19 protein-coding genes and 2 tRNA genes are annotated in these 21,789 nt (G+C 65.3%); 12 read left to right on the forward strand and 9 right to left on the reverse strand.

Annotation, left to right across the window (positions count from 1 at the left end; genetic code table 11):
- Window positions 1-147 precede the first annotated feature (147 nt).
- Together malQ and fdhD are read left to right on the forward strand one after the other, a co-directional pair.
- Entirely contained in the window at window positions 148-2,421 is a 2,274-nt protein-coding gene (gene malQ / locus BH95_RS02880) for a 4-alpha-glucanotransferase (RefSeq protein ID WP_080737938.1), read from the forward strand.
- A 16-nt stretch (window positions 2,422-2,437) separates the two neighbouring features.
- Window positions 2,438-3,262 (forward strand): formate dehydrogenase accessory sulfurtransferase FdhD, encoded by an 825-nt coding sequence (fdhD, locus tag BH95_RS02885; protein ID WP_033190434.1) that lies wholly within the window; start codon window positions 2,438-2,440, stop codon window positions 3,260-3,262.
- On the opposite strand, the gene BH95_RS02890 is transcribed toward fdhD, so the two are convergent.
- Both BH95_RS02890 and BH95_RS02895 read right to left on the reverse strand, forming a co-directional pair.
- Entirely contained in the window at window positions 3,252-3,890 is a 639-nt protein-coding gene (locus tag BH95_RS02890) for a CoA transferase subunit B (protein WP_019664735.1), read from the reverse strand. The two genes, fdhD and BH95_RS02890, sit on opposite strands and share 11 nt — an antisense overlap.
- Complete coding sequence (locus BH95_RS02895) at window positions 3,887-4,633, reverse strand: CoA transferase subunit A (RefSeq protein ID WP_026347735.1); 747 nt, start codon at window positions 4,631-4,633, stop codon at window positions 3,887-3,889. Before BH95_RS02895 ends, BH95_RS02890 begins: the two co-directional genes overlap by 4 nt.
- 189 nt (window positions 4,634-4,822) lie before the next feature.
- Between BH95_RS02895 and pcaH the strand changes: the two genes are divergently transcribed.
- From pcaH to BH95_RS02925, 6 genes are read left to right on the forward strand one after another with little or no spacing between them, the layout of a single operon-like run.
- On the forward strand, window positions 4,823-5,569 hold the full coding sequence (pcaH, locus tag BH95_RS02900) for a protocatechuate 3,4-dioxygenase subunit beta (protein ID WP_019664737.1): 747 nt from the start codon (window positions 4,823-4,825) through the stop codon (window positions 5,567-5,569).
- Entirely contained in the window at window positions 5,562-6,215 is a 654-nt protein-coding gene (gene pcaG, locus BH95_RS02905) for a protocatechuate 3,4-dioxygenase subunit alpha (protein WP_033190431.1), read from the forward strand. Before pcaH ends, pcaG begins: the two co-directional genes overlap by 8 nt.
- Before the next feature lie 16 nt (window positions 6,216-6,231).
- Complete coding sequence (locus BH95_RS02910) at window positions 6,232-7,569, forward strand: lyase family protein (protein ID WP_037180909.1); 1,338 nt, start codon at window positions 6,232-6,234, stop codon at window positions 7,567-7,569.
- Window positions 7,566-8,738: a bifunctional 3-oxoadipate enol-lactonase/4-carboxymuconolactone decarboxylase PcaDC gene (pcaDC, locus tag BH95_RS02915; RefSeq protein ID WP_037180911.1), complete on the forward strand. Its 1,173-nt coding sequence runs from the start codon at window positions 7,566-7,568 to the stop codon at window positions 8,736-8,738. Before BH95_RS02910 ends, pcaDC begins: the two co-directional genes overlap by 4 nt.
- Window positions 8,735-9,565, forward strand: a complete 831-nt coding sequence (locus BH95_RS02920; RefSeq protein WP_019664741.1) for an IclR family transcriptional regulator — start codon at window positions 8,735-8,737, stop codon at window positions 9,563-9,565. The genes pcaDC and BH95_RS02920 overlap by 4 nt, the downstream gene beginning before the upstream one ends.
- Window positions 9,558-10,769, forward strand: a complete 1,212-nt coding sequence (locus BH95_RS02925) for an acetyl-CoA C-acetyltransferase (protein WP_019664742.1) — start codon at window positions 9,558-9,560, stop codon at window positions 10,767-10,769. Before BH95_RS02920 ends, BH95_RS02925 begins: the two co-directional genes overlap by 8 nt.
- A gap of 46 nt (window positions 10,770-10,815) precedes the next feature.
- On the opposite strand, the gene BH95_RS02930 is transcribed toward BH95_RS02925, so the two are convergent.
- Both BH95_RS02930 and BH95_RS02935 read right to left on the reverse strand, forming a co-directional pair.
- Window positions 10,816-12,705, reverse strand: coding sequence for a sugar phosphate isomerase/epimerase and 4-hydroxyphenylpyruvate domain-containing protein (locus BH95_RS02930; RefSeq protein ID WP_037180913.1), 1,890 nt, complete (start codon window positions 12,703-12,705; stop codon window positions 10,816-10,818).
- Window positions 12,702-13,592, reverse strand: a complete 891-nt coding sequence (locus BH95_RS02935; protein WP_037180916.1) for a shikimate dehydrogenase — start codon at window positions 13,590-13,592, stop codon at window positions 12,702-12,704. The genes BH95_RS02930 and BH95_RS02935 overlap by 4 nt, the downstream gene beginning before the upstream one ends.
- Before the next feature lie 127 nt (window positions 13,593-13,719).
- Here BH95_RS02935 and BH95_RS02940 point away from each other — a divergent pair, with 127 nt between their 5' ends.
- From BH95_RS02940 to BH95_RS02950, 3 genes are all read left to right on the forward strand, one after another.
- Window positions 13,720-14,406 (forward strand): TetR/AcrR family transcriptional regulator, encoded by a 687-nt coding sequence (locus BH95_RS02940; RefSeq protein WP_019664745.1) that lies wholly within the window; start codon window positions 13,720-13,722, stop codon window positions 14,404-14,406.
- A gap of 193 nt (window positions 14,407-14,599) precedes the next feature.
- Window positions 14,600-15,958 carry an MFS transporter gene (locus tag BH95_RS02945; protein ID WP_019664746.1) on the forward strand — a complete coding sequence of 453 codons (1,359 nt, stop codon included), beginning with the start codon at window positions 14,600-14,602 and terminating at the stop codon, window positions 15,956-15,958.
- A 6-nt stretch (window positions 15,959-15,964) separates the two neighbouring features.
- Complete coding sequence (locus tag BH95_RS02950; RefSeq protein WP_033190425.1) at window positions 15,965-16,798, forward strand: N-acyl homoserine lactonase family protein; 834 nt, start codon at window positions 15,965-15,967, stop codon at window positions 16,796-16,798.
- A gap of 69 nt (window positions 16,799-16,867) precedes the next feature.
- Here BH95_RS02950 and clpX read toward each other — a convergent pair whose 3' ends face one another.
- From clpX to BH95_RS02975, 5 genes are all read right to left on the reverse strand, one after another.
- A complete protein-coding gene (clpX, locus tag BH95_RS02955) occupies window positions 16,868-18,148 on the reverse strand; it encodes an ATP-dependent Clp protease ATP-binding subunit ClpX (RefSeq protein WP_026347736.1) in 1,281 nt (426 codons plus the stop codon).
- 343 nt (window positions 18,149-18,491) lie between these two features.
- Window positions 18,492-19,133 carry an ATP-dependent Clp protease proteolytic subunit gene (locus tag BH95_RS02960; protein WP_019664749.1) on the reverse strand — a complete coding sequence of 214 codons (642 nt, stop codon included), beginning with the start codon at window positions 19,131-19,133 and terminating at the stop codon, window positions 18,492-18,494.
- 48 nt (window positions 19,134-19,181) lie between these two features.
- Window positions 19,182-19,832: an ATP-dependent Clp protease proteolytic subunit gene (locus BH95_RS02965; RefSeq protein WP_019664750.1), complete on the reverse strand. Its 651-nt coding sequence runs from the start codon at window positions 19,830-19,832 to the stop codon at window positions 19,182-19,184.
- A gap of 82 nt (window positions 19,833-19,914) precedes the next feature.
- Window positions 19,915-21,291 (reverse strand): trigger factor, encoded by a 1,377-nt coding sequence (tig, locus tag BH95_RS02970; RefSeq protein WP_037158238.1) that lies wholly within the window; start codon window positions 21,289-21,291, stop codon window positions 19,915-19,917.
- Between the two features lie 150 nt (window positions 21,292-21,441).
- Window positions 21,442-21,515 (reverse strand) — tRNA-Pro (locus BH95_RS02975).
- A gap of 201 nt (window positions 21,516-21,716) precedes the next feature.
- On the opposite strand from BH95_RS02975, the gene BH95_RS02980 reads away from it, so the two are divergent.
- A tRNA-Gly gene (locus BH95_RS02980) sits at window positions 21,717-21,787 on the forward strand.
- Window positions 21,788-21,789: the final 2 nt, after the last annotated feature.

Below are 21,789 nucleotides of genomic sequence, written 5' to 3' on the forward strand. Positions count from 1 at the left end.
CCATCGTTTCGCAACAATCGCTGTCGTTTCCCTCGGGCTGAACATAGAGGCCACACAGCTCGAGTGCGCGCCGCGATCAGAGTACCCGGGGCCGTCACGTTCAATCCTGCGAGATCCTCCCCGCGAATGTGCGCCGTCCGTTCGGACATGACGACGGCGGTGGATGCTGGCACGATCGGGAGCGTGACCTACACAGCGCTGCTGCGCGATCTTGCCCGTGAGTGTGGAGTGTCGACGGCCTACCGAGGCTGGGATCGCCGAGAGCACGAGGTATCCGAGGACACACTGCGCAGAATTCTCGCTGCGCGCGGAATCTCGGCGTCCGACGAGGCGGAGGTTCGGCAGGCGATGGCCGACCTCGAGCAGTTGCCGTGGCGTCGCATGCTTCCTCCGGTCGTCGTCACCGTGGAGGGTGACGGTGACGCGACGATCGCCGTACACGTTCCACACGGTGATCCGGTGGACGTGCACCTCGAGACGGAGTTCGGGGAGCGCAGATCGCTCGTCCAGCGCCAGGTCTGGGTGGAGCCTCGCGAGATCGACGGATCACTCGTCGGGCGAGCGACCTTCGAGATTCCCGCCGACCTCCCACTCGGCTGGCACACCGTGGTGGCGGTCAGCTCGCCGGACGGCCGAGAACAGCGGACCGCGAGCGGCGTGGTCGTGACGACGCCGCAGCGGCTGTCGCCCAACGACGCCCTTCTCGGTCGGAGCGGGAGTGGAGCCGGCAGGAACGACCCAGAAGGCGGGAGTGGAGCCGGCAGGAACGACCCAGAAGGCGGGAGTGGAGCCGGCAGGAACGATGCTGGGTTCAGGCAGCGGCTCGGATCGATGACGCAGTTGTACTCGCTCCGATCCGATCGATCCTGGGGTGTCGGGGACTACGGCGATCTCGCCGACCTCGCGTCCATCACCGGCCGTCACCATGATTTCGATTACGTCCTGGTCAATCCGCTGCACGCGCAGAGGCCGGTTCCGCCTGTCGAGGCGTCGCCGTACCTCCCCACTACTCGACGCTTCTTCGATCCGATGTACATCCGAATCGAGGACATTCCGGAAACTGCGTACCTCCCTCGGGATCAGTACGCGAAGGTCAGGGAAGCCGCTCGGTCGTTCGCGCGGGCCAACAAGCGGACCGGCCGCATCGATCGTGACCCGTCGTTCCGGGCGAAACTGAAATCGGCCAAAAGAATCTTCGCGGTTCCGCGATCCGCGGCCCGGCAGGCGGAGTTCGACGCGTTCTGCGAACGTGAGGGAGGCGGCCTCGACGACTTCGCCCTGTGGTGCGCGCTCGCGGAGAAGTACGGACCCGAGCACGCTGTGTGGGCGGACAAGGCGTCGCACCCGGGGACCTCGTTCGCGTCGGAGTTCCGCACGACTGCCGCCGAGAAGATCCTGTTCCACAAGTGGCTTCAGTGGATCTGCGACGAGCAACTGGCACGCGCGCAGCGCACCGCGACGGCCGCGGGGATGGACATCGGGATCATGCACGATCTGGCCGTCGGTGTGCACCGTCAGGGGGCGGACGCCTGGACCTTGGGGTCGGCCTTGACCACGGGGGTGACCGTCGGCGCACCGCCGGACAATTTCAATCAGCAGGGACAGAACTGGAACCAACCGCCGTGGAATCCGGACGAGCTCGAAGAGCGGGCGTACGGGCCGTATCGGGACATGTTGCGGACGGTTCTTCGGCATGCGGGCGGTATTCGAGTGGACCACATCCTCGGCCTGTTTCGACTGTGGTGGATCCCGGAGGAGTCGTCGAGCGCTGCGGACGGGGCGTACGTCGAGTACGACCACGAAGCGTTGATCGGAATCCTCGTGCTCGAAGCGGAGCGGGCCGGGGCGGTCGTCGTCGGGGAGGATCTCGGGGTGTTCGAGCCGCGGGTGCAGGAGTATCTGGGCAGGCGTGGACTGTTCGGCACCTCGATCCTGTGGTTCGAGAACGACGGCGATGCCCCCATTCCGCCCGAGGACTACCGGGAACTCTGCCTGACGACGGTGACCACACACGACCTGCCGCCGACGGTGGGATACCTACGCGGGGAACATATTGCGCTCCGCTCGCGTCTCGGGTTGCTCGAGCGCGATCTGGAGGCCGAGATCGAGCAGGATGCCGCCGGGCGAGAGGCGGTGCTCGACCTTGCTCGGACCCGAGGACTTCTCGCCGCGGACGCGTCGGAGAAGGAGACGGTGGAGGCGCTGTACCGGCTGCTGCAGCGCAGTCCATCGACCCTGCTCGGGATAGCGCTCGTGGATCTCGTGGGCGAGAACCGGATTCAGAACCAACCCGGCACCGACGAGACGCAGTACAAGAATTGGCGGATTCCACTCGCCGATCACAAGGGCAAGGCGGTATGGGTGGACGATCTGGTCGACCACCCCAGGCTGGTGTCACTGGTTCGGGCGCTTCGCGAGTGAGGCGCATAATCGACTCATGGGACGTATAACCGCTCGCCGTCCGGTCGTCCGGATTCGCGGCTCTCACGAGTCATCCCGTCCCGACACCCTCGTCGTGGAGGAACCGCTGGAGATCAGGGTGAACGGGTCCGCGCTCGCGGTCACGATGCGCACCCCCGGCCACGACGTGGAACTCGCGCACGGGTTCCTGTTGACCGAAGGCGTGATCTCGGGCCGAGACGACATCGCTGTCGCGCGGTACTGCGACGGTGTCGACGACGAGGGGCAGAACACCTACAACGTCCTCGACGTCACACTGGCCGAGGGCGTCGCACCGCCCGAACCCGGTGTGGAACGCAACTTCTACACCACGTCGTCGTGCGGGGTGTGCGGCAAGGGGTCGCTCGACGCGGTCCGACTGAAGAGCCGTTTCTCCCCCGCCGGCGACGACGTCCGCGTGAAGGCGTCCGTCCTGGCCACGATGCCGGGGACCCTGCGTGAATCTCAGAAGGTGTTCGACTCCACCGGCGGACTGCACGCGGCCGGTCTCTTCGACGCGGACGGCACCATGCTCGCGCTGCGCGAGGACGTCGGCCGTCACAACGCCGTCGACAAGGTCGTCGGTTGGGCTGCGTCGCAGGATCGGATCCCGGCCGCAGGCACGGTGTTGATGGTGAGTGGCCGCGCATCGTTCGAACTCGCCCAGAAGGCAGTGATGGCGGGCATACCCGTCCTGGCCGCGGTGTCGGCGCCGTCGTCGCTGGCGGTGGATCTCGCCGACGAGTCGGGCCTGACGGTGGTCGGGTTCCTACGTGGCGAGAACATGAACCTGTACTCGCACACGCACCGCATCACACGCTGAGTGTTGCTCCCGTCGCCGCGCGCACCTCGTCCTCGGTGATCCCGGGGGCCGTCTCGACGAGCCTCAAGCCGTCGGCCGTCACGTCGAGCACGGCCATGTCGGTGATGATTCGCTGAACGCACCCGACGCCGGTGAGCGGAAGAGTGCAGGAGTCGAGGATCTTGGGCTCGCCCTTCTTCGACACGTGCTCCATCATGACGATGACTCGACGAGCTCCGTGCACCAGATCCATCGCCCCGCCCATGCCTTTGACCATGTGGCCGGGGATCATCCAGTTCGCGAGGTCTCCCGTGGCGCTGACCTGCATCGCGCCCAGTACGGCGACGTCCACCTGACCGCCGCGGATCATCCCGAACGATTGCGAGGAATCGAAGTACGACGCACCGGGGAGAACGGTGATGGTCTCCTTGCCCGCATTGATGATCTCGGGGTCGAGTTCGTCCTCGGTCGGGTACGGCCCGACTCCGAGAACCCCGTTCTCGGAGTGCAGGATCACGGTGATGTCGGTCGGTAGGTAGTTCGGCACGAGGGTGGGCATACCGATGCCGAGGTTGACGTATTCACCGTCGTTCAGTTCCTGGGCCACACGAGCAGCCATCTGCTCACGCGTCAGTTTCGGGGAAGTCATGATCGCACCGTCCGCTGCTCGATTCCTACGTGTACCGGCCCGACGTGCACCACTCGTTGGACGTGGATCCCGGGCGTGTGGACGTCGTCGGGGGCGATCTCGCCCGGCTCGACGAGGTGCTCGACCTGCGCGATGGTGACGCGACCCGAGGCCGCGGCCGGAGGATTGAAGTTTCTGGCGCTGGCGTGGAAGACCAGGTTGCCGTGCCGGTCGCCCTTCCACGCGTGGACCAGCGCGTAGTCGGCGACGATGCCGCGTTCCATGACGTAGGTGACCCCGTCGAACTCGCGCGTCTCCTTGGGCGGACTCGCCACCGCGATTCCGCCGCTGCCGTCGTACCGGAGTGGCAGACCACCGTCGGCGACCTGCGTTCCGACGCCGGCGGGCGTGAAAAACGCCGGGATGCCCGCTCCCCCGGCCCGCAACCTTTCCGCGAGCGTTCCCTGCGGCGTCAGTTCGACCTCGAGTTCACCGGCCAGATACTGGCGGGCGAACTCCTTGTTGGAGCCGACGTAGGAGCTGATCGTTCGACGGATGCGTCGTTTCTCCAGCAGGATTCCCAGACCGAATCCGTCTGTGCCGCAGTTGTTGCTGACGACCTCGAGGTCGGTTGCTCCCTGCTGCAGCACCGCGTCGATCAAAATCTCCGGGACCCCGACCAGTCCGAATCCTCCGACGGCGACGGACGCCCCGTCGGGCATGTCGGCAACGGCTTCGGAGGCACTCGCCACCACTTTGTCCATCATGCCGCCGACCATACCCAAAAATGTGCGCTGTGTGAACACCTCGCCACCATGCGAACATTTGTGGCTGTTTTTGTTGCCTGGCCCACTACCGGCGGTCTACGATCGTTCGCATAGCGGCGAGAAGTCCACATCACGAACATGCGGTCGCCGCGCACCGTCACGTAACTTTCCCGTGAGGAACCACCGATGCTCCCTCTACCGCCGAACCACTCGATCACCGTCGACCCGGCCGGCCCGTACCGCGACCAGACCGGCGTCAACGCGCCGCGTGATTTCGCCGAGTACCGCACCACCGCACTGCGTCACCCCAAGCAACCATTGATCCTTCTGCCCCAACGCCTCACCGAGATCACCGGACCGGTGCTCGGCGAAGGACGGGTCACGGCCGCGGACGCCGACCTGACCCTCGTGAACGGCGGTGAGGCGCAAGGACAACGCATCATCGTGCACGGCCGAGTGCTCGACAGTGACGGGAAAGCCGTGCCTGACACACTCGTCGAGGTATGGCAGGCCAACGCAGGCGGCCGATATCGTCACGCCGGTGACACCTGGCCCGCTCCACTCGACCCCCATTTCGACGGCGTCGGCCGAGTGCTGACCGACTCGGCAGGCAACTACCGCTTCACGACGATCAAGCCGGGCGCCTACCCGTGGGGCAACCACCACAACGCGTGGCGACCGGCGCACATTCACTTCTCGCTGTTCGGCCAGGCGTTCACGCAGCGCCTCGTCACGCAGATGTACTTCCCGGACGATCCGATGTTCTTCCAGGACCCGATCTTCAACTCGGCGCCCGAGGATGCCAGGGCCCGCATGATCAGCGCGTTCGATTACGAAGCGACGCAGGACAACTGGGCATTGGGTTTCCGATTCGACATCGTTCTTCGCGGACGCAATGCCACTCCGTTCGAAGGGGACGACCACGATGACTGAGCCTGTGTCCGACAGCGGCGCCCTTGCCCCTCGATACCCGGTTGCGCCGGGCAGCAACTTCACGACGGTCCCGTTCGGCCAGACACCCTCGCAGACCGTCGGACCCTACCTGCACATCGGGTTGCCGTGGCCGGACGGGCCAGACGTGGTTCCGGCGGGCACCGCAGGCTCCGTGGACATCTCGGTGACCGTCCTCGACGGCAATCGCACGCCGCTGGCCGACGCGATGATCGAGACGTGGCAGGCGGATGCGTCGGGCCGGTTCGATCACGCCGACGACCCGCGTGGCCGCCGGACACCGACTCCGGCGGGTTTCCGCGGGTTCGGCCGAGCTGTCGCGGACGCGACCGGCACCGCAACTGTCCACACCGTCAAACCTGGCGCCCTCCCCGCCGAGAACGACATGATCGAGGCCCCGCACATCGACGTCGGCATCTTTGCTCGCGGCGTGCTCGAGCGACTCGTCACCCGCCTCTACTTCCCCGACGAGACCGAGGCCAACGCGTCGGATCCGGTGTTGTCGGGGTTGGACGCGCGCCAGGCCGCGAAGCTCGTCGCGACGGCGACTCCCACCGGATATCACCTGAATGTGGTACTTCAAGACGAGAACCCGAACGGCGACGAAACTCCGTTCTTCGAGCTGTGACGAACGAAAGCGAGTCATGACCACCACGCGAGGACCGTTGTTCGATCCCACGTTCGGTGCTGCCGCCGCTGCTGCGTTGGTATCGGACCAGGCCTGGGTGACGGCGATGCTGGACACCGAGGCAGCGCTGTCACGTGCGGCCGCCGAGCACGGCGTCGTCGAGTCGGCGCATGCCGCACAGGTGACCGAGGTCGCGTCCGAGCTTAGGCGACCAGGAGCAGTGGACATCGTGCACCTCGGTGCGCTGTCCGCCGCCGGGGGCAACCCGGTCATCCCGCTGGTGAAACTGCTGCGCGCGGCGGCGGCCGAGCACGGCGTCCCCGGCAGCGCGGTTCATCCCGGAGCAACCAGCCAGGACATCGTCGACACCGCTCTCATGCTTCTCACCTCACGCGTTCTCGCTGCAGTGCGTGAATCCCTCGCCGACGCCGTCGCCGCGGGGGCAGCTCTCGCGCGTCGACATCGCGACACGCCGGTTGCAGCGAGAACTCTCGGCCAACAGGCACTTCCGACGACGTTCGGTGCCGTTGCCGCGAGTTGGACGGCAGGCCTCCTGCGAGCCGACGACGATCTGGCCCGGGTCGAGGCGTCCGCGTCGGTCCAGTTCGGCGGTGCTGCAGGCACGTCGGCGGCCGTGTTCCCTCACGGCTTCGAGGTGGCCGACTCTCTCGCCGACCAGTTGGGCCTCGCTCGGCAGACCATTCCCTGGCACACCGACCGGACCCGGATCGGCGAGATCGCGTCCGCCCTCGGGATCGCGGCGGGGGCCATCGGCAAGCCTGCTCTCGACATCACGCTCCTCGCGTCCACCGAGGTCGCCGAGGTCTCCGAAGCCGCCCCTGGCGCCTCTTCGGCCATGCCGCACAAGCAGAACCCCGTCGCCGCCGTCGCCGCACGGGCAGCATCCGTTCGGGTGCCGGGCCTCGTGTCGACGATTCTGTCCGCGATGGCGCACGATCACCAACGTGCATCGGGGGCGTGGCATGCGGAATGGGAGACACTGACGGACTTGCTTCGACTGACTGCGGGTGCCGCCGACCGATTGGCGGTGAGCATGTCCGGTCTACGCGCGAATCCCGACGCGATGGCCCGTAACCTCGCCGCCACGCACGGACTTCTGCTCGCCGAACGAGTCACCACGGCACTCGCGGCCCACACCGACGACGCACGATCCATCGTCACCGCCGCATGCGCGTCCGGCCTTCCCCTCGAATCCGATTCCTCCATCACCGCATTCCTCGAACCCGCCGAAGTACGTGAACTGCTGGACCCGGCAGGCTATCTCGGCCATGCCGGCGACATCGTCGATCGTGTACTCGACCTGGTCCGAGCTCGACACGAAGGAACAGCATGACCGTCGACCTGTCCTACGACCTCGTACCCGGACCCGAGAACCGCGGCACCACAGTGGTGCTCGTCGGATCGCTCGGGTCGGACCGCTCGATGTGGGACACGCAGGTGGCGGGTCTGGTCGAGTTCGCCGACGTCATCGCCGTCGACCTTCGCGGTCACGGTTCGTCACCTGTACCCGACGGCCCCTACTCGGTCGGCGACATGGCAGAGGACGTTCTGGCCGTGATGGATTCGCTCGGGCGGGACCGAGTGCATCTGGTCGGCCTCTCGCTCGGCGGCGCGATCGCACAGTGGATCGCCGTGCACCGCCCGGCGCGGGTCCTCGGCCTCACCCTGCTGTGCACGTCTGCTCGCTTCGGAGACCCGCAGTCCTGGATCGACCGCGCAGCAACTGCGCGCGCGACGGGGACCGATTCGCTGGCGGACACCGTACTGGCCCGGTGGTTCACCGCTGAACTGATCGCTCGCGACGGTGAACTCGCCGCGCATCACCGAACGATGATCTCGTCCACGTCCGACGAAGGCTATGCCGCAGCGTGTGAAGCGTTGTCGCAGTGGGACAACCGCGCAGACCTCGGCCGAATCAGTGCGCCCACCCTGGTGGTGGCAGGTGAGCAGGACCCGGCAACGACGCCGTCGGACATGCAGGTGCTCGCCGACGGTATCGCCCGCTCGGACTTCCATGTCCTCCCCGGCGCCGCGCATCTGGCGAACGTCGAACAAGCGGGACACATCACGCGATTGATCGTGCGACACATCGTCGGCGACACGTACGACGCAGGCCGTGCAGCAGCGCATCGAGCGGGAATGCACGTGCGGCGAGCGGTACTCGGCGACGCACACGTGGATGCCAGCATCGAGCGCACCACGGCGTTCACTGCGCCGTTCCAGGATTTCATCACCCGCACCGCGTGGGGCGACGTCTGGACCCGCGACGGTCTCGACCACCGCACCCGACGTCTGCTGACACTCGCCATTCTGACCGCCGTGGGCAATCAGCACGAGTTGGACATGCACATCAAGGCGGCCCTGCGGGCAGGATTGGATCCCGACGAGATGGCCGAGGTCTTCCTCCACACTGCGGTGTACGCGGGGGTACCGAACAGCAATGCGGCGTTCGCGCTGGCCAACACGGCACTGGCCGAACACACGGGATCGGAGACGACATGACCCAACCCGGTTCGAGCGAGCAGCAGGGTCCGTCGCCGGACTACGTGCAATCTCTCGCCCGTGGACTCGCCGTGATCCGTGCCTTCGATGCCGAGCATCCGCGCCGTACGTTGTCGGACGTCGCGAAGACGACCGATCTGACCAGGGCGACGGCGCGAAGGTTTCTGCTCACGCTCGTGGAACTGGGGTACGTGCGCAGCGACGGCTCGATGTTCTGGCTCACTCCTCGCGTCCTCGAGTTGGGGTACAGCTACCTGTCCTCGCTCTCGTTGCCGGACGTCGCAGGCCCACACCTCGAAGCTCTCGCCGAGCAGGTCCGCGAGTCCTCGTCGGTGTCGATCCTCGACGGCGACGACGTCGTGTACGTCGCCCGTGTTCCGGTCAGCCGAATCATGACCGTTGCCATCACCATCGGCACTCGCTTCCCGGCGTTCGCGACGTCGATGGGGCGCGTCCTGCTCGCCGGGTTGCCCGAGGACAAACTCGACGCCTACTTGCGCCGGGTGGAGCTGAGCCCTCTCACCGGCCGCACCATCACCGATGTTTCGTCGTTGCGCGCAGAGCTCGATTCCGTACGCGCGCAGGGGTACTGCCTCGTCGACCAGGAACTGGAGGAAGGTCTGCGGTCGATCGCGGCCCCGGTACGGGATCACGCCGGCGACGTCGTCGCGGCTGCGAACGTCTCCACTCAAGCTGCCCGCCACAGCGCGGACGCCGTACGCGAACATCTGTTGCCCGCTCTGCTGCGCGCGACGGCGGCGATCGAAACAGATCTCTACCGCGTGCAATCACAGTCCACCGATCACAAAGGAAGTCGTCATGCCTGACGCCGTCGTCTGCGAACCTCTCCGCACCCCCATCGGCCGATTCGGCGGTGTCTTTCGCGATGTCACGCCCGAATCGCTGGCGGCAACGGTGATCACCGAACTCGTCACGCGCACCGGCATATCGGGATCGGACGTCGACGACGTCATCCTCGGCCAGGCATCGCCCAACGGTGACGCCCCCGCAATCGGACGGGTTGCCGCGCTGGACGCCGGACTGGGAATCGAGGTCCCCGGTCAGCAGATCGACCGTCGATGCGGGTCCGGGTTGCAGGCCGTTCTCCAGGCGTGCATGCAGGTACAGTCCGGCGGCAGTGACCTCGTCCTCGCGGGCGGGGTGGAAAGCATGAGCCAAGCGGAGTTCTACGCAACGGGGATGCGGTGGGGCGTCAAGGCAGAAGCCGTGGCCCTGTCCGATCGACTCGCCCGCGCACGTGTCACCGCAGGCGGAAAGAACTTTCCGGTTCCGGGCGGCATGATCGAAACGGCCGAGAATCTTCGTGCCGAGTTCTCGATCAGTCGACGCGACCAGGACGAACTGGCCGTGCTGTCGCATCACAAGGCCGTCGCCGCGCAGAAGAACGGCGTCTTCGCCGAGGAGATCGTCGGGGTCTCGGTACCGAAGCGCACAGGTGACGCGCTGGTCGTCGACACCGACGAACACCCCCGCGCGGACACCAGCGTCGAGACGCTGTCCACACTGCGCCCCATCCGAGGAAAGATCGACCCGGACTCGACGGTGACCGCGGGCAACGCCAGCGGGCAGAACGACGGGGCAGCGCTCGCCATCGTCACGACACCGGAGAAGGCCGCGGCACTGGGTCTGCGGCCCATGGCCAAGCTCGTCAGCTGGGCCGTGGCCGGCGTGCCACCGCGCACCATGGGCATCGGGCCGGTGCCCGCCACCGAGAAGGCACTCGGCCGTGTCGGACTCACCCTCGCCGACATGGACGTCGTCGAACTCAACGAAGCGTTCGCCGCACAAACCCTCGCGGTACTGCGCACGTGGGGAATCGAGCCCGACGATCCCCGGCTCAACCCCAACGGTTCGGGGATCTCGCTGGGCCACCCCGTCGGTGCGACCGGCGGACGGATCCTCGCCACCCTGCTGCGCGAGATGAACCGTCGACAAGCGCGGTACGGTCTCGAAACAATGTGCATCGGTGGCGGTCAAGGCCTCGCCGCAGTATTCGAACGCATCGGTTGACCGACCTCGGACGTGGGATGGGAGCGTCCATCCCACGTCCGTCACCTCACCTCTGCAGCTGGGCCGCGAGCCGCACTGCCGAGTTGACCTCGCCGTAACCGTCGTACCCACCTCGGCGTTCGCACACCTCGAAGAAGAGATCCTCCCCCACCACGGGGGTGAAGAAGTGGAAGAACTCGCCGCCCGAACCGTCTGCGTCGTAGAGGATTCCGTGCTTCTCGAGCTGCGCCAGCAGTTCGTGATCCAGATCGAACCGTGCAGCGAGGTCGAGGTAGTAGTTCGGCGATATTCGCAGCGATCCGAACCCGCGCGCCGTCATCTGCTCGGCGGCGCTCAGCACATCGGCACACGCGAATCCCACGTGGCTCACTCCGCCTCGCCGTGCCGCCGGGAGCGTGTCCGTCGACGACGACCGACCGGGAACCATGTTCAGCGAGAGCCGAACAGTACCGTTCTGCGTGGGCAGCGTCAGAGCTTGGCTACGGACGGTGCCGACGGCGTCGACCACATCCTGGCCCTCGTGCGGAGTCATGCCGAACACCGACCTCAGCAACAGCATGATGCCGTCCCAACTGTCTGCCGGTACGGCAAGGGCGATGTGGTCGACCGACTCGACGATAGGAGCGGCGGGGGAATTCGGCTGTCGTGGAACGAGATCGAATGCGGACTGCCACGCCCCCGCGCTGGCGCGACTGCGAAGATCGAGTGATGTCGCGTCGGTGACGCTCATTCTGACAACATCGTGATCGGTTCCGGCGACGCCGGGCATCGAGACCGAGTCGGCGGAGACACCGAATGCTCGGGCCCGCGTCTGCCACTGGGCCGGGTCGTCGCTGCGCACCCCGATCTGGGCCACCGCGGGCAGATGTGCGGGCACCCCCGGCGACGTCCAGAGACTGTCGACGGTGGTGTCCACGGCGACGGCGAGCGGGCCCTGCGTGAACAACTGCAGGCCGTGACGACTGTGCGCGGCGGTCATGTCGAACCCGAGATGACGCAGGGTCCGGCCGAGTCCACCCGCCTCGACGGGACCTGCGGCAACGCGCAAGGACACGATGTTCTCGATCGGTCCCGCTGCCGGCGCCTCGAACAGCGCCGACGAGGTCGGCGATCGGCGCTCGGCCACTTTCTCCTGCAGATACAACAGCGATCGGTGAGCGTCGGCGGCAGTGCGGCCGGTGGCGGATTCCCGGAACACGTCGTTGAAGATCTCCAGGGACCACGGGCCGGCATACCCGGAATCGACCACCCGGGAGCCGAATTCGGGGAGGTCGAAGTTGCCCTGCCCCGGGAAGCACCGGTGATGCCTCGACCACTGCAGCACATCCATCTTCAACCGCGGCGCGTCGGCCAGCTGCAGGAAGAAGATCTTCTCCCCCGGAATGTCGGAGATGCCGGCCGGGTCGTCACCGCGGGACAGGACGTGGAAGCTGTCCAGGCACGTGCCGAGCGCGTCGTGATCGGCGCGCCGCACGACGTCCCAGGCATGGCGGTAGGTGTTGACGTGGGTTCCCCACGCCAATGCCTCGTACGCCAGCCGCATTCCGCGTTCCTGCGCGATGTCCGCGGCCCCCAGCAGTTGTTCGACGAGGCGCTCGTCCTCGGTCACCGCGCCGGGCAGCGGCGACGAGCAGACCAGAAGCAGATTGCACCCGAGTTGCTCCATCACGTCGAACTTGCGCTGCAGCCGACCGAGATTGCGCTGATATCGACGGTCGTCGGCGCTGTCCAGGTCGCGGAACGGTTGGTACAGATCGACGCTCAACCCGAGATCTGCTGCCTGCTTCGCAATGTCGGACGGTGAGAACGGCGACGCGATCAAGTCGGCCTCGAAGACCTCGAATCCGTCGAATCCCGCGTCGGCGATGGCCGTCATCTTCTCTCGCAACGACCCGCTGAGCGACACCGTGGCCACGGACGTGCGCGGGGCGGTCACGACGACACTCCGGTCAGTGCCGACTCTTCCTCCAGCAAGATCAGCTCACGCATGTGCGCGGACATGCGGTCGGCGTCGGCCGCTCTGCCGGTGAAGATCTCGAACGCGTCGGCTGCCTGGTGCACTGCCATACCCGTCCCCGCCAGCGTCCGGCATCCACGTGCCGCGGCGGCGGCCAACAGTTCGGTCTCCGCAGGGCGGTAGACGACCTCGGCCACCCAGTGGTCCGGTCGCAGCAGCGTCGGATCGAACGCGATACCGGGATGTGCGGCCATCCCGACCGGTGTCGCGTGCACGATTCCGTCGGCAGCGGACAGCAGCCGCGAAAGGTCGGCCGGCACAGCCGCGGCGAACGTTGTTCCGGGGAACACTGCCTGCATCGACGACAACAGGGCGCGCGCCCTCTCTCCGTCGGCGTCGACCACGGTGACCTGCCCAGCGCCTGCTTCGGCCATCGCGTACGCCACCGCCGCTCCCGCACCGCCTGCTCCGAGCAGGACCACGTCCCGGGTCGACGCCCCGGCCAGACCGAGTTCGAAGCTTCGACCGAACCCCGACCAGTCGGTGTTGTGACCGATCTTCTTGCCACCGTCGAACAGAACCGTGTTCACTGCCCCGAGCCTGGCCGCATCGTCGGACAGTTCGTCGAGGTGATCGATGACGATCTGCTTGCACGGATGGGTGATGTTGAGGCCACGGAAACCGAGGTCGGCAGCTGTGTCGACCAGACGTGCCAGGTCGTCGGGGGTCGCGCCGACGGCGTCGAGGTCGACGATGCGGTAGACGTAGCGCAGGCCGTGCGCGGCACCCTCTCGTTCGTGCATCGCCGGGGTCAGCGACCTGCCGATGCCCGTGCCGATCAGACCGCAGACCAGTGAATCGTCCACTTCCGGACTCCCTCGATTGTGCGTGTGTTCGTAATGTACGAACTAGTGAGTTATTCGAGAGTACTACGAGAATGTCCGCTACCCCACACTTCCTGAACGATTTTTTGCAGGGATAGAGTTTCGGATCATGACGTCCACGCGCCCGGGAAGCGACTCCGCTCCAGCAAGAACGAGCGCGGAGGGCCCCAAACGCAGGCGAAACAGCGATCTGACGCGCAGCAACATCCTCGACGTCGCCACCAGCGAATTCGCGGACAAGGGATACGCGGGAGCACGTGTCGACGAGATCGCCGAGCGGACGCACACGACGAAGCGGATGATCTACTACTACTTCACCGACAAAGAGCGCCTCTACCAGGCGGTACTCGAACGTTCCTACAGCGCGATCCGCGCCCGCGAACGTGAGCTCGACACCGAGGGACTCTCCCCCACCGACGCGATTCGGGCGATCGCGTCGCTCACGTTCGATCACCACGAACACAATCCGGATTTCATCCGATTGGTGTCCACCGAGAACATTCTTCGCGGTGAGCACATCAGCAAATCCGAAGCACTGAGTAACTTGGGCAACCCTGCGGCCGAGCTGCTCGAGAGCATCCTGACGCGAGGCCAGGCCGATGGATTGTTCCGAACCGACGTCGATGCTCTCGACGTGCACATGGCCATCAGCAGCTTCTGCGTGTTCAGACTCTCCAACCGGTACACCTTCGAAGCACTGTTCGGGCGCGACCTCACCGCCCCCGCGCACCGTGAGCATCTGCGGAGAATGTTGGGCGACATGATCATTGCTTTTCTGACCTCGACCGAGGTCTAGTTTCGACCTCTCTGCCGGTGTTCGTATCACGAACATGTAGGCCATACCGCATCAGGGCTTGACACGTGGCCCGGGTCACGTTCAGTATCTAGTGACGCCCAGTTTTAACCGTTTAGTACATTACGGTCCGATCGGGATGAACCCGGCTCCGTCGACCTTGTGTACTCCCCCTTCACGCGAAGAGAGACCGAAGATGAGCGATCCCGTGACGCAGCATCCCGACCCCGCCGGTGGGCGGGCCACGGCCAACCCGAAGCGCGCGGCCACCGCAGCCTGGGTGGGCAGCGCACTCGAGTACTACGACTTCTTCATCTACGGCACCGCCGCCGCATTGGTGTTCGGTCGAGTGTTCTTCCCCAGCTCGAGCGCTGCCACCGGTACGCTGCTCGCCCTGGCGACGTTCGGCGTCGGCTACCTCGCCCGCCCACTCGGCGCACTCGTCCTCGGGCACATCGGAGATCAGTACGGCCGAAAACGAGTGCTCGTTGCCACCGTCCTGCTGATGGGCGTCGCTACCCTCGGCGTCGGCCTGCTCCCCTCCTACGAGACCATCGGCATCGCGGCCCCGATCATCCTCGTCGTTCTCCGTCTGTGCCAGGGCTTCTCGGCCGGCGGTGAGCAAGCAGGCGCGAACTCCATGACTCTCGAGCACAGCCCGGACAACCGCCGCGCGTTCTTCACCAGCTTCACCCTGAGCGGCACCCAGGGTGGACAGATCCTCGCAACGGCCGTCTTCCTCCCCGTCGCCATGCTTCCCGAGGACCAGCTCCTGTCCTGGGGTTGGCGAATCCCGTTCTTCCTCAGCGCATTCGTTGTTCTCGCCGCATTCCTCATCCGCCGCTCGCTCGACGAGACCCCGGTGTTCGAAGAGGAGGTCGCCACCGGCGAACAGCCGAAGATGCCGCTCTCGGTTCTGCTCACCGATCACTGGCGTGCAGTGCTGCGCGTCGTGTTCGCTGCCGTGATCGCCTCTGTCAGTACCATTTTCAGCGTCTACGCGCTGTCCTACGCGGTGAACACGGTAGGGCTGGAACGCACGCCGATGCTCTGGGTCGGAGTGCTCGCCAATGTTGCTGCGCTGTTCGCCCTTCCGTTCTTCGGTGCCCTTTCCGACCGTATCGGACGCAAGCCCGTCTTCATCTTCGGTTCCACCGGCTGCGCGGTTCTGATGTTCGGGTACCTCTGGTCCATCTCGACCGGAAACTACCTCCTGATCTTCGCATTCGGCATCGTGATGTTCGGCATCGTCCACAGTGCCACCGGCGGCGTCTGGCCCGCGTTCTACGGCGAGATGTTCCCCGCCAAGGTCCGACTGTCCGGAACGGCGATCGGCACCCAGATCGGCTTCGCCATTGCAGGTTTCGCACCCACCATCGCCAGCGCGATCGCCGGCGACGGAATCGGAGCGTGGTTCCCGGTGGCTGTGGTGACGGCGGTCTTCTGTGCCATCAACATCACCATCGTCGCAACCTCGCGCGAAACGTTCCGAGTCCCCACCGAAAAGCTCGGACTCACCAAGAGAGAGGCAGCGGCCGTCCCGACGACGGTGTGACCTCTCATGACGAGCTTCCACCACACCTCCCCGACGGCGGCCGCGATCCGGCCGTCGTCGGACGAGCACTTCCGTCTCTACGCGGTGCAGTACGCATCGCGAACCGGTACACGCGAGCAACATTTCCACTACTGCGACGGGCGAGGGCAGGAACCACACCCGACGGCGTACTACGTGTGGCTGGCCGTCTCCGCATCGCACACGATCCTCATCGATGCCGGAATCTCGCCCGAGACCGCCGCAGGGATGGACGGCCTGAACTACCACGGTTCGCCGCTGGAACTCGTTGCAGCACTGGGCATTGCCGCCGATCGGATCGACCTGTCGATCCTCACGCACCTGCACTACGACCACACCGGAATCGTCGCGGACCTCCCCGAGGCACGATACGTCCTTCAAGCCGACGAGCTCGAGTACTGGACCGGCCCATGGGCACGTCGGATCGTTCGCGAACAGTGGCTGAACTCGGAAAAGGATGTTGCACACCTGCGTTCGGTCGGCGACCGGCTGCAACTCGTCGACGGTGACGCGGAGCTCCTACCGGGCATATCCGTACACCGCGTCGGTGGTCACACGGCCGGAATGCAGGTGGTGCGCGTCAAGACAGCCGACGGATACGCTGTCGTCGCCTCGGACGCGAGCCACTTCTACGAGAACATCGAGAACGACTCACCGTTCGCGATCCTTCACGACGTTCCAGGCATGTACTACGCGTTCGACCGAATCAACGAACTCGCGGATTCTCCGAGCCTGGTGGTTCCAGGACACGATCCCGAGGTGGCCGAGCGCCACGCCCTGCTCGACGCATATCCCGACGCGCACGCGTTCATGATCGGCTGAGCGACAGAATCCACGAAGAAGGCCCGGTCGGATTCGACCGGGCCTTTCTCGTCTGTCGCTTGTTCCGCGCTACGCGGACTTGTCGCGGCGCTCGGGACGTTCCGGCTTGCGCGGAACGATAGTCGGGAGCACGTTGTCGTTCACTGTCTCGGACGTGACGACGACCTTCGCCACGTCGTCACGGCTCGGGATGTCGAACATCACGGGGTTGAGCACCTCTTCGAGGATGGCGCGCAGGCCACGAGCACCGGTGCCGCGCAGGATCGCCTGGTCCGCTATGGCTTCGAGTGCGTCCTTCGTGAACTCCAACTCCACGTTGTCCATGTCGAACAAGCGGCTGTACTGCTTGACCAGAGCGTTCTTCGGCTCGGACAGGATGGTGACGAGCGAGTCCTTGTCCAGGTTGGTCACCGACGCCACGACGGGGAGGCGTCCGATGAACTCCGGGATCAACCCGAACTTGATCAGATCCTCCGGCATCACCTCGGCGAAGTGATCCTGCGTGTCGATCTCTGCCTTCGAGCGGACCTCGGCGCCGAAGCCGAGTCCACGCTTGCCGACACGATCCGACACGATCTTCTCCAACCCAGCGAAAGCGCCGGCCACGATGAAGAGCACATTGGTGGTGTCGATCTGAATGAATTCCTGATGGGGGTGCTTGCGGCCACCCTGGGGCGGGACGCTTGCCTGCGTACCCTCGAGAATCTTCAGCAGCGCCTGCTGAACACCCTCGCCGGACACGTCGCGGGTGATGGACGGGTTCTCGCTCTTGCGGGCGATCTTGTCGACCTCGTCGATGTAGATGATGCCCGTCTCGGCGCGCTTGACGTCGTAGTCGGCGGCCTGGATGAGCTTCAGCAGGATGTTCTCGACGTCTTCACCGACGTACCCTGCCTCCGTCAACGCGGTGGCGTCGGCGATCGCGAACGGGACGTTGAGCATCTTCGCCAGCGTCTGGGCGAGATAGGTCTTGCCGCACCCGGTGGGGCCGAGCATCAGAATGTTCGACTTCGCCAGTTCGACGCTCTCGCCGCGGCCGTCGCGCGCTTTGTCTCCGGCCTGGATGCGCTTGTAGTGGTTGTAGACGGCCACAGCAAGCGTGCGCTTGGCCGTGTCCTGTCCGATCACGTAGTTCTCGAGGAAGTCACGGATCTCGGAGGGCTTGGGCAGGTCGTCGAGCTTGACCTCGCTCGACTCCGCGAGCTCCTCCTCGATGATCTCGTTGCACAGGTCGATGCACTCGTCGCAGATGTACACCCCAGGACCTGCGATGAGCTTCTTGACCTGCTTTTGGCTCTTTCCGCAGAACGAGCATTTCAGCAGATCGCCACCGTCACCGATGCGTGCCATGTTCGAGGTTCCTACTTCCTTGTCCGCGTCTGGCCGTGCGACACCCAACGGATGCCGACCCGACCGTGAGCAACTTCTCGATCGACAGCGCCTGAGCCCTGATGCGACCGTACCCGTGATCCGGAGATCAGGGCGAGTTGTTTCCGGTGATTCGTCGTCCGAATTCTCGCGGAACTCGGGAACCGACTCTCACCACAGCGCTACCGACCCACCGCAGCACTGTCCATTTGTCGCCTCGATGGCCTCGAAGCGTTACCTCGGCCCCCGCTCGACGAGTACCGGAGGCCGAGATCGACTCGACCCTCGGCCTCCGTGCCGCGTCCTGCGAAGATACCCGCTGCCGCTACTTCTGTGCGGACAACTTGCGGTACTCGAACACCGTGTCGATGATTCCGTATTCCTTCGCCTGCTCGGCGGTCAGAATCTTGTCGCGGTCGGTGTCCTTGCGAATGACATCGGGGTCCTTGCCGGTGTGGCGTCCGAGCGTGGTCTCCATCAAGCGACGCATGCGCTCGATCTCGGCCGCCTGGATCTCGAGGTCGGACACCTGGCCCTGAATTCCACCGCTGGCCGGCTGGTGGATCAGAACGCGAGCGTTCGGGAGAGCTGCGCGCTTGCCCGGCGTTCCCGCTGCGAGCAGCACTGCTGCCGCGGAGGCGGCCTGACCGAGGCACACCGTCGCGACGTCGGCACGCACGTACTGCATCGTGTCGTAGATCGCCATCAGCGAGGTGAACGATCCACCGGGCGAGTTGATGTACATCGTGATGTCGCGGTCGGGGTCGAGGCCCTCGAGCACGAGCAGCTGAGCCATGATGTCGTTCGCGGACGCGTCGTCGACCTGAACGCCGAGGAAGATGATGCGTTCCTCGAACAGCTTGTTGTACGGGTTGGACTCCTTGACGCCGTAGCTGGAGTGCTCGACGAAGGACGGCAGGATGTACCGCGAGGACGGCATCTGAGTGGGATCGAACAAGTTGGTCATCGTTTCTCCAAGAAGTGAGGTTTCGAGGGACGGAGTTCGAAGGGCGATCTACTCGCCGACTCCGCCTGCCTGCCGTGCGCGCGAGACGACGTGGTCCACGAAGCCGTATTCCTTCGCTGCTGCGGCCGTGAACCAGCGGTCACGATCGGAGTCCTCGGTGATCTGCTCGACGGTCTGTCCGGTGTGCAGCGCGATCAGCTCCGCCATTTCGCGCTTGGTGTGAGCGAACTGCTCGGCCATGATCGCGATGTCGCTGGCACTACCACCGATACCGGCGGACGGCTGGTGCATCATGATCCGCGCGTGCGGGAGTGCGTAGCGCTTGCCCTTGGCGCCTGCCGACAACAGGAACTGACCCATCGACGCGGCGAGACCCATTCCGTAGGTGGCCACGTCGCACTCGGCGAATTCCATCGTGTCGAAGATCGCCATACCTGCGGTCACCGAACCACCGGGCGAGTTGATGTAGAGCGAGATGTCGCGTGTGGGGTCCTCCGCCGACAGCAGGAGGATCTGTGCGCAGAGCTTGTTCGCAATGTCATCGTCGACCTGAGTACCGAGGAAGATGATGCGATTCTGAAGCAGACGCTCGTACACCGAGTCGCTGAGATTCAGGCCGGAAGCGGCCGAAGTCATGACGGGACTCTGCTGGTGCGAAGCCGCCGGATTCTGAACAGTCACGGTACCTGCCTTTTCCATACTGATCGTTGGTTCCTGATACAGACACTAACGAAAGACGGCGGCCCCGGAGTCCCGGAACCGCCGTCGTTCGCTGTCAGCGTTACTTCTCTTGTTCACCCTCGGCAGAATCGCCTGCTGCAGGCTCTTCTGCGTCTGCGGGGCTACCGAAAAGCTCGGAGGTGTCGACCGAAGCACCGGTGGTGTCGGTGACGTTCACGCGGTCGACGACGGATGCGAGCGCCTTGCCGCGACGCACGTCGGCGAAGACTGCACCGAGCTGGTTGGCCTGCTGGACTTGCTGGATGAACTCTTCCGGCGAGATGCCGTAGCGCTGCGCCTGGAAGATGATCCGCTCGGTCAGCTCGTCCTGGCCGACCTGCGTGCCTTCCGCTTCGGCGATGGCATCGAGCAGCAGCTGGGTGCGAACCGACTTCTCGGCCGCTTCCTTGACGTCCTTGTCGAACTCCTCGCGACTCGAACCCTGCGACTCGAGCAGCTCGGCAAGCTTGGCCTCGTCGTGGTCGAGACCGTGAATGGCCTCGTGCACCTGGTTGTCGACCTCGGCCTTGACGACGGCCTCGGGAGCCGGGACCTCGACGGTCTCGAGAAGCGTCTCGAGAACCTTGTCGCGGATCTGACCGGCCTGCTCGACCTTCTTGACCCGCTCGACGCGCGTCTTCAGGTCGGCGAGGAGCTCGTCGAGAGTGTCGAATTCGCTGGCAAGCTGCGCGAACTCGTCGTCGGCCTCGGGAAGCTCGCGCTCCTTGACCGAGACCACCTTGACGGTGACGACTGCTTCCTTGCCCGCGTAGTCGCCCGCGACCAGCGTGGAGGTGAAGTCCTTGGACTCGTCGACCGACACACCGACGATGGCGTCGTCGAGGCCTTCGATGAGCTGACCCGAACCGACCTCGTGCGACAGGCCGTTGGCCGACGCCTCCTCCACGGTCTCGCCGTCGACGGTCGCGGACAGATCGATGGACACGAAGTCACCGGACTGGACCGGGCGATCGACACCGGTGAGGGTGCCGAAGCGCTGACGCAGGGACTGGAGCTGCTCGTCGACTGCCTCGTCGGTGATCTCGAGCGGATCGACCTCGACCGAGATGGTCGAGTAGTCGGGCAGCGTGATCTCCGGACGGATGTCGACCTCGGCGGTGAACGTCAGCTCGTCGCCGTCCTCGATCTTGGTGATCTCGATGTCCGGCTGGCCGATGACCTTGATCTGCTCGGCGCTGACGGCCTCGGAGTACCGGGCGGGGAGAGCGTCGTTGACGACCTGCTCGAGCACTGCGCCACGACCGACCCGTGCTTCGAGAAGCTTGGCCGGAGCCTTGCCCGGACGGAATCCGGGGAGGCGGATCTGCTGGGCAAGTGCCTTGTAGGCGCGGTCGAAATCAGGCTTGAGCTCCTCGAAGGGCACCTCAACGTTGATACGGACTCGCGTCGGGCTGAGCTGCTCGACGGTGCTCTTCACGGGACATGCTCCTTCTGGTGGTCGTGCTGTGCTGTCGGTCCGATTCACCGTCACTCGCTGACATACCGCGACCAAGTGCGACGGCGAACCAGCGGCGAAGTGAACCACTCGGCGAAACCGGGCCCCTTCGAGGACCCGGTCTCATCTTTGTCGGGGTGACAGGAATTGAACCTGCGACCCTCCGCTCCCAAAGCGGATGCGCTACCAAGCTGCGCCACACCCCGTCTTACCGACGCTGTTCAAGCCGCCCGCCGATCAACTTACAGGCTCCATTGAACAGCAGACACCAGCGGTACCCGTGGGCGGGCCACCGCATCCGTCTCGACAGACTCTACATGCAGGCAATTTGTATTCTCGATCCGAGGTTATGTAGAGTTTCGAATCGCAAGCGGCGCCGATGGCGATCCCATCAACGTCGCATGCACGCCGATGTAGCTCAATGGTAGAGCCCCTGTCTTCCAAACAGGCTACGCGAGTTCGATTCTCGTCATCGGCTCC

It is taken from the genome of Rhodococcoides fascians A44A, from assembly GCF_000760735.1.
In the GTDB taxonomy this organism is placed as follows: Bacteria; Actinomycetota; Actinomycetes; order Mycobacteriales; family Mycobacteriaceae; genus Rhodococcoides; species Rhodococcoides fascians_E.

What these genes read in the sequence shown, in the direction of transcription:
- malQ (WP_080737938.1), top strand. Translation starts at nt 148, where the DNA reads ATGACGACGGCGGTGGATGCTGGCACGATCGGGAGCGTGACCTACACA.
- BH95_RS02895 (WP_026347735.1), bottom strand. Translation starts at nt 4,633, where the DNA reads ATGGACAAAGTGGTGGCGAGTGCCTCCGAAGCCGTTGCCGACATGCCC.
- BH95_RS02940 (WP_019664745.1), top strand. Translation starts at nt 13,720, where the DNA reads ATGACGTCCACGCGCCCGGGAAGCGACTCCGCTCCAGCAAGAACGAGC.
- BH95_RS02910 (WP_037180909.1), top strand. Translation starts at nt 6,232, where the DNA reads ATGACCACCACGCGAGGACCGTTGTTCGATCCCACGTTCGGTGCTGCC.
- pcaG (WP_033190431.1), top strand. Translation starts at nt 5,562, where the DNA reads ATGACTGAGCCTGTGTCCGACAGCGGCGCCCTTGCCCCTCGATACCCG.
- clpX (WP_026347736.1), bottom strand. Translation starts at nt 18,148, where the DNA reads ATGGCACGCATCGGTGACGGTGGCGATCTGCTGAAATGCTCGTTCTGC.
- BH95_RS02890 (WP_019664735.1), bottom strand. Translation starts at nt 3,890, where the DNA reads ATGACTTCCCCGAAACTGACGCGTGAGCAGATGGCTGCTCGTGTGGCC.
- BH95_RS02945 (WP_019664746.1), top strand. Translation starts at nt 14,600, where the DNA reads ATGAGCGATCCCGTGACGCAGCATCCCGACCCCGCCGGTGGGCGGGCC.
- pcaDC (WP_037180911.1), top strand. Translation starts at nt 7,566, where the DNA reads ATGACCGTCGACCTGTCCTACGACCTCGTACCCGGACCCGAGAACCGC.
- BH95_RS02920 (WP_019664741.1), top strand. Translation starts at nt 8,735, where the DNA reads ATGACCCAACCCGGTTCGAGCGAGCAGCAGGGTCCGTCGCCGGACTAC.
- pcaH (WP_019664737.1), top strand. Translation starts at nt 4,823, where the DNA reads ATGCTCCCTCTACCGCCGAACCACTCGATCACCGTCGACCCGGCCGGC.
- BH95_RS02960 (WP_019664749.1), bottom strand. Translation starts at nt 19,133, where the DNA reads ATGACCAACTTGTTCGATCCCACTCAGATGCCGTCCTCGCGGTACATC.
- fdhD (WP_033190434.1), top strand. Translation starts at nt 2,438, where the DNA reads ATGGGACGTATAACCGCTCGCCGTCCGGTCGTCCGGATTCGCGGCTCT.
- BH95_RS02965 (WP_019664750.1), bottom strand. Translation starts at nt 19,832, where the DNA reads ATGGAAAAGGCAGGTACCGTGACTGTTCAGAATCCGGCGGCTTCGCAC.
- BH95_RS02925 (WP_019664742.1), top strand. Translation starts at nt 9,558, where the DNA reads ATGCCTGACGCCGTCGTCTGCGAACCTCTCCGCACCCCCATCGGCCGA.
- BH95_RS02950 (WP_033190425.1), top strand. Translation starts at nt 15,965, where the DNA reads ATGACGAGCTTCCACCACACCTCCCCGACGGCGGCCGCGATCCGGCCG.